The sequence below is a fragment of the Streptomyces lycii genome (assembly GCF_009735685.1).
Taxonomy (GTDB): domain Bacteria; phylum Actinomycetota; class Actinomycetes; order Streptomycetales; family Streptomycetaceae; genus Streptomyces; species Streptomyces lycii.
On the sequence record NZ_WHPN01000240.1, the window covers coordinates 1 to 6,349 of the forward strand.

Annotated in this window: 4 protein-coding genes; 2 read left to right on the top strand and 2 right to left on the bottom strand. The window is 72.9% G+C overall.

Going from position 1 to position 6,349, the window contains the following annotated elements; all coding sequences use genetic code 11:
- Together GCU69_RS09800 and GCU69_RS09805 are read right to left on the bottom strand one after the other, a co-directional pair.
- On the bottom strand, nucleotides 1-2,552 hold a 2,552-nt coding region (locus GCU69_RS09800), incomplete at its 3' end, for a bifunctional FO biosynthesis protein CofGH (RefSeq protein WP_235978366.1).
- Nucleotides 2,553-3,329: 777 nt separating this feature from the next.
- The gene (locus GCU69_RS09805; RefSeq protein WP_098754706.1) at nucleotides 3,330-3,977 is read right to left on the bottom strand and encodes a TetR family transcriptional regulator; all 648 of its coding nucleotides are present in this window, start codon (nucleotides 3,975-3,977) and stop codon (nucleotides 3,330-3,332) included.
- A 393-nt stretch (nucleotides 3,978-4,370) separates the two neighbouring features.
- On the opposite strand from GCU69_RS09805, the gene GCU69_RS09810 reads away from it, so the two are divergent.
- Nucleotides 4,371-5,171: a VOC family protein gene (locus GCU69_RS09810; protein WP_098754707.1), complete on the top strand. Its 801-nt coding sequence runs from the start codon at nucleotides 4,371-4,373 to the stop codon at nucleotides 5,169-5,171.
- 301 nt (nucleotides 5,172-5,472) lie between these two features.
- Nucleotides 5,473-6,349: serine/threonine-protein kinase (locus GCU69_RS09815; protein ID WP_156205702.1), on the top strand; the 877-nt coding region annotated here is incomplete at its 3' end.

Consider the following 6,349-nt stretch of genomic DNA (forward strand, 5'->3'; position numbering starts at 1 on the left):
ACGGGCAGCAGCTCCGGCAGATGGCCGTCGGAGGCGCGGGTCGCCTCCTGCCGCTCCCTCGGCACCTCGCCGTACGTGGTGGTGCGCGGCCGGGCGGGACGGCCCGCCGCGTCGGCGATCGCCACCAGGTCGCGGACCGAGCGGTACGAGCCGTAGGAGGAGCCCGCCATCCGGGAGATGGTCTCCTCCATCAGCGTGCCGCCGAGGTCGTTGGCGCCGGAGCGGAGCATCTCGGCGGCGCCCTCGGTGCCGAGCTTCACCCAGCTCGTCTGGATGTTGGGGATGTACGGGTGGAGCAGCAGCCGGGCCATGGCGGTGACCGCCCGGTTGTCGCGCGTGGTCGGCCCCGGGCGGGCGATGCCGGCCAGGTAGACCGGGGCGTTGGTGTGGATGAACGGCAGCGTCACGAACTCGGTGAAGCCCTCCACGCCCTTCTCCAGCGCGGACCGCTGCATGCCGGCGAGCAGCCGGAAGTGGCCGAGCCAGTGCCGGGGCTGGTCCACGTGCCCGTACATCATCGTGGAGGAGGAGCGGATGCCCAGCTCGTGTGCCGTGCTCACCACCTCGACCCAGGTGGCGGTCGGCAGCTTGCCCTTGGTGAGGATCCAGCGGACCTCGTCGTCGAGGATCTCGGCGGCGGTGCCGGGGATGCTGTCGAGCCCGGCCTCCTTCGCGGCGGTCAGCCACTCCCGGATCGACAGGCCCGTGCGGGAGGCGCCGTTGACGACCTCCATCGGCGAGAAGGCGTGCACGTGCATGCCGGGGACGCGTTCCTTCACGGCCCGCGCGATGTCGAAGTAGGCGGTGCCGGGCAGGTCCGGGTGGATGCCGCCCTGCATGCACACCTCGGTCGCGCCGATCTCCCACGCCTGCTCGGCACGGTCGGCGACCTGGCCGAGCGAGAGGGTGTACGCGTCGGCGTCCGTGCGGCGCTGGGCGAAGGCGCAGAAGCGGCAGCCGGTGTAGCAGACATTGGTGAAGTTGATGTTCCTGGTGACGATGTACGTGACGTCGTCGCCGACCACCGAGCGGCGCAGGTCGTCCGCGATCCGGCAGAGCGCGTCCAGCGCCGGGCCGTCCGCGTGCAGCAGGGCCAGCGCCTGGTCGTCGGTGAGCTTCGCCGGGTCGTCGGCGGCCCGGGCGAGCGCGGCCCGTACGTCCCCGTCGGCCCGCTCCGGCGCCAGGCCCGGGGCGGCGGCCTCGCGCAGCGCCTCCCAGTCGCCGTACACCTCGTCGAAGTCGTCCCGGCGGTCGGCGGTGCGGCCCTCGGTGTCGATGGTGCGGTGCAGGTCGGTACGGCCCGAGGCGCCGAGGGAGAACTCCTCGTCGGCCTCCTGCCAGGGCAGCCCGGACGGTTTCACGCCCTCCCGGGCCAGCCCGGTCTCCGGATCGGCGAGCGCGGTGACGTGCGGCAGCAGCCGGGGGTCCAGCCAGGGCTCGCCGCGGCGCAGGAACTCGGGGTAGATGGTGAGCCGTTCGCGCAGCCGGAAGCCGGCCGCGGCGGTGCGCTCGGCCAGCTCGTCGATGTGCGGCCAGGGGCGCTCGGGGTTGACGTGGTCCGGGGTGAGCGGGGAGACGCCGCCCCAGTCGTCGATGCCGGCGCGGATCAGCAGGGCGTACTCGGAGTCCACGAGGTTCGGCGGCGCCTGGACGCGCGCCGACGGGCCGAGGATGTGCCGGGTGACGGCGACGGCGGCGGCCAGCTCCTCCAGTTCGGCGTCGGGCATGCCGCGCATCGCGGTGTCCGGCTTGGCGCGGAAGTTCTGCACGATGACTTCCTGGATGCCGTGGTAGGCGCGCGCCGTGCGGCGCAGCGCGAACAGCGACTCCGCACGCTCCTCGCAGGACTCGCCGATGCCGATCAGGACACCCGTGGTGAACGGCACATTGGAGCGGCCCGCGTCCTCCAGCACCCGGAGCCGCACGGCCGGTTCCTTGTCCGGCGAGCCGTGGTGCGGGCCGCCGGGCTCCGACCACAGCCGGGTCGCGGTGGTCTCCAGCATCATGCCCATCGAGGGGGCGACGGGCTTGAGCCGCTGGAGATCCGTCCACGACATGACACCCGGGTTGAGGTGCGGCAGCAGACCGGTCTCCTCCAGCACCCGGACCGCCATGGCGCGGACGTAGGAGAGCGTGTCGTCGTAACCGTGCGACTCCAGCCACTCGCGGGCCTCCGGCCAGCGGTCCTCGGGCCGGTCGCCGAGGGTGAACAGCGCCTCCTTGCAGCCCAGCTCCGCGCCCCGGCGGGCGATGTCCAGCACCTCGTCGGGCGACAGGAACATCCCGTGTCCCTCCCGGCGCAGCTTGCCGGGGACGGTCACGAAGGTGCAGTAGTGGCACTTGTCGCGGCAGAGCCGGGTCAGCGGGATGAAGACCTTGCGGGAGTACGTGATCACGCCGGGCCGGCCGGCGGCCTCCAGCCCCGCGTCCCGCACCCGGGCGGCCGACGCGGCGAGGTCCTCGAGGTCGGCGCCCCGGGCCCGGAGCAGCACGGCGGCCTCGGCCGCGTCGAGCGCGACCCCGTCGCGGGCTCTGCGGAGCGCCCGCCGCATGGCGTTCGCGGTGGGTGCCTCGGTGGCAGCTGTCGCGTCCCGGGGATCCTGCGCTCTCGTGGTCATCACCCGAGCATACGAGCGGTTTCGGTGACGGCAGGGGCCCGGGGTTCGGCACGGCCCGAAGTGCCCGTGACCCGCGACCAATCGGGCGCACGGCGTGTCCGCGGCCGGGGAAGGGGACGGGGACGGTGGAGACCGGGGACGGTGAGGGAAGGGTGCCGGGGCGGGGGACGGTGCCGAGGGGCGGGAACAGGGACGGGCACAAGCACGGCGGCTGCGGACGGAGGGCAGCGGGCAGCGGGCAGCGGGCAGCGGACGACAGATGGCGGTCTGCGGACGGCGCTCGGCGGACGGCGCTCGCGCGGTACGGGGCGTGGTCCGCAGGGGGCAGCGGCCGGTGCCCGCCAGGATGTCGCGGCAGGTGTCCGGGACTGCTGCTCCCACCGGCCGGAACGGCTGCCGCCGTCACCGCGCCGGGGAGGCGGAGCGGCCGCGGGCCGCGCCGGTGAAGAGGGAAGAACGGAGAAGGGGAGAACGGAGAAGGGCGCCGCGGGTCGCGCCGGGAGGCGAGAGGTGGTACCGCGGGCTGCGCGGGGTCGCGGAAGGTGCTGCTCGTCGCGCCTGGTGGTGGAAGGCGCCACTCGTCGCGCCGGATGGCGGACGTACGGTTCGTCGCGCCGGGTTCGCGCCCGATGACGGACGTACTGCTTCGTCGCGCCGGGTTCGTGCCGGGTGGCGGACGTACTGCTTCGTCGCGCCGGGTGACGGAGGGTCCTACTTCGCCGGCTTCCGGCCGGTGACACCCAGATGCACGAGCACCGCCAGATTCGGCTTGAGCTCGGCCTGCTTCACGCCCCAGCCCTGGAAGCCCTTCTGGTGCGAGGCGACACTGGCCAGCATCATCGCCAGCGAGCCGGCCATCGCCGCCGGGTTGACGTCCGCGTCGACCCGGCCCTTCTTCTGGAGGTCCTTCACGGCCTCCGTGAGCGAGCCCGCGACCGTGTTGAGGACCTTCATACGGATCTTGTAGAACCGTTTGTCCCCTTCGGCCGCGCCGAGGTCGACGACCCGGAGGATGGCGTCGTGCTTCCGCCAGAACGCGAGGAAACCGTCGACCAGCTGCTCCGCGGTCTGCCGCCCGGCCTTCCCGGCCCAGGAGCGGCCCGCGACGAGGTCGGTCAGCGCCGTCCCCTCCTTGGCCATCTCCTCGGCGATCTCGAGAACGGCGCCTTCGACGTCGGGGAAGTACTGGTAGAAGGTCGCCGGGGAGGTCCCCGCCTTCCGGGCGACATCGATGACCTTGACGTCCCGGTACGGAGATGAACCCAGCATCTCGCCGAGGCAGTCGAGGAGCTTCTGGCGCGTCGCCTGTCCACGGCGTCCGGCCACCCGCCCGTCGACGGTGCGAACTTGTCCTGTCATGTCGTCAGCTTACCGACGGGTGATCGGAGCGCGATTCGACCGCATGCAAACGGGGGCCACTCGGGCGGCCCGGACAAAACCGCCTGTCAGGCGGGGTTTCCCGGTCTTCCGCAGCGCGCCGGGAGCCCGTGGAGGACATCGCGGACCACTACTCCGTACCGGTGAATCCTGTTATCAACAGCCTGTGGACAACCGGTCCGGCGCCATCCCGGCGCGTTCTCCGCGCCACGCGTGGCGCCGCCTCCGCGACGCCCTTCTGCGGCCGTCCCCGCGACTCCCGCAGACGGCCGCCCGCGACCGCTCCCGCCGCTCACCGGGCAGCGGCCGCGAACCGCCGCTAGCCTGACGAGCGCGACATCCGTCACATCCCCGCTCACGGGAGGACTCGGCGCCATGGCCCCATTCGCGGAGGGCGTGCCCTGCTGGGCGGACGTGATGCTGCCCGACCTGGAGGCGGGGAAGCGCTTCTACGGTGAACTCTTCGGCTGGACGTTCGAGGACGACGGCGCCGACCACGCGCACTACACCGAGGCACTCCTGGACGGCCGGAAGGCGGCCGCGCTGGCACCCAAGCCCGACGGCCGCATGCCCACGGCCTGGGGCGTCTACCTCGCGACCGCCGACGCGTCCCGCGCCGCCGCCCGGATCCGCACGGCCGGCGGCCGGCTGGTGTCCGAACCGGTCACCATCGACGGCTTCGGGGTGATGACGCACGCCGTCGACCCGGGCGGGGCCGTCTTCGGCCTGTGGCAGAGCGGCCGGCACCAGGGCTTCGAGGTGCAGGGCCTGCCCGGTTCGTACGCGTGGACGGAGGTCTACACCCGGGACAAGGCCGCGGTGGACCCCTTCTACGGACAGGTCTTCGGCTACGCCATGGAGGACATCGACGCCGGCGACGACTTCGACTTCCGGCTCTGGTCCCCCGCCGGCTCCCCGCCCGGCGAGGACACGGCCATCGGCGGCCGCTGCGTCATGGACGACCGCTTCCCCGAGGCCATGCCCGCCCACTACCTCGTGTACTTCGCGGTCGCGGACTGTGACGACGCGGTACGGACCGTCACCCGGCTCGGCGGCCGGGCCACCGCGGAACCGGTGGACTCGCCGTACGGCCGTTTCTCGATCGTTGTGGACGACCAGGGCGCGAATTTCGCGGTGCTCGCCCCCGCAGAGGACCCCGGCGCGGCTCCCGGCTGAGCCGCCACCCGCCGCTGCGGCCGCCCGCCCGCCGCACCGCGCGACTCCGCCACACCCGTGCTGAGCTGGCCGTACAGTGGGATCCCGGACCCCGGCGGAGCACCTTGCCGGCGAACCGCCGCGCGGCCGCGACCATGACGGAATCTCACGTTCCGCTTTAAGACACCCCGAATCGGCCCCGGGTTCGCAACCGCCGCCTTCGCCAGGAAGAATCGGGATGCGTGCCCGGGGACCGCTCTCGGTGAGACGCTGCACGGGGCCGGACGACTTCGAGCCCCGACGGGGAGGTGGCAGGAACGTGATGGAGCAGCTGACGCAGCACGACCCGAGGCGGATCGGCCCGTTCGAGGTACTCGGCCGTCTGGGGTCCGGTGGCATGGGGCTGGTCTATCTGGCCCGCTCGGCGTCCGGCCGCCGGGTCGCGATCAAGACGGTCCGGACCGAACTCGCCGAGGACCAGCTGTTCCGGGTCCGGTTCACCCGCGAGGTCGAGGCGGCGCGGGCGGTGAGCGGCTTCTACACCGCCGCCGTGGTGGACGCCGACGCGACCGCGGCGGTCCCCTGGCTGGCCACCGCCTACGTCCCGGCGCCCTCCCTGGAGGAAATAGTCAACGAGTGCGGTCCGCTGCCGACGCAGGCCGTCCGCTGGCTCGCCGCCGGGGTCGCCGAGGCCCTGCAGTCGATCCACGGCGCGGGGCTCGTCCACCGCGACCTGAAGCCCTCGAACGTCCTCGTCGTCGAGGACGGTCCGCGCGTGATCGACTTCGGCATCGCGTCCGGCGTCTCCAACACCCGGCTGACGATGACCAACGTCGCCGTGGGCACCCCCGCCTACATGTCGCCGGAACAGGCCCGCGACTCCCGCAGCGTCACGGGCGCCAGCGACATCTTCTCGCTCGGCTCCATGCTCGTCTTCGCCGCCACCGGGCACGCGCCCTTCCACGGCGCCAACCCCGTCGAAACCGTCTTCATGCTGCTCCGCGAGGGTCCCGACCTGGAGGGCCTGCCGGACGAGCTGCGGCCGCTGATCGAGTCCTGCATGCAGATGGAGATCGAGCGCAGGCCCAGCCCGGCCGACCTCCAGTCACAGCTGGCCCCGCATCTCTTCGGCTCCGGTTCGGACGACAGCGGCACGGCGTCCGCCTGGCTGCCGGCCGGTGCCGTCTCCCTCATCGAAC

Coding starts and splice junctions, on each gene's coding strand:
- GCU69_RS09805 (WP_098754706.1), bottom strand. CDS start 3,977: ATGACAGGACAAGTTCGCACCGTCGACGGGCGGGTGGCCGGACGCCGT.
- GCU69_RS09810 (WP_098754707.1), top strand. CDS start 4,371: ATGGCCCCATTCGCGGAGGGCGTGCCCTGCTGGGCGGACGTGATGCTG.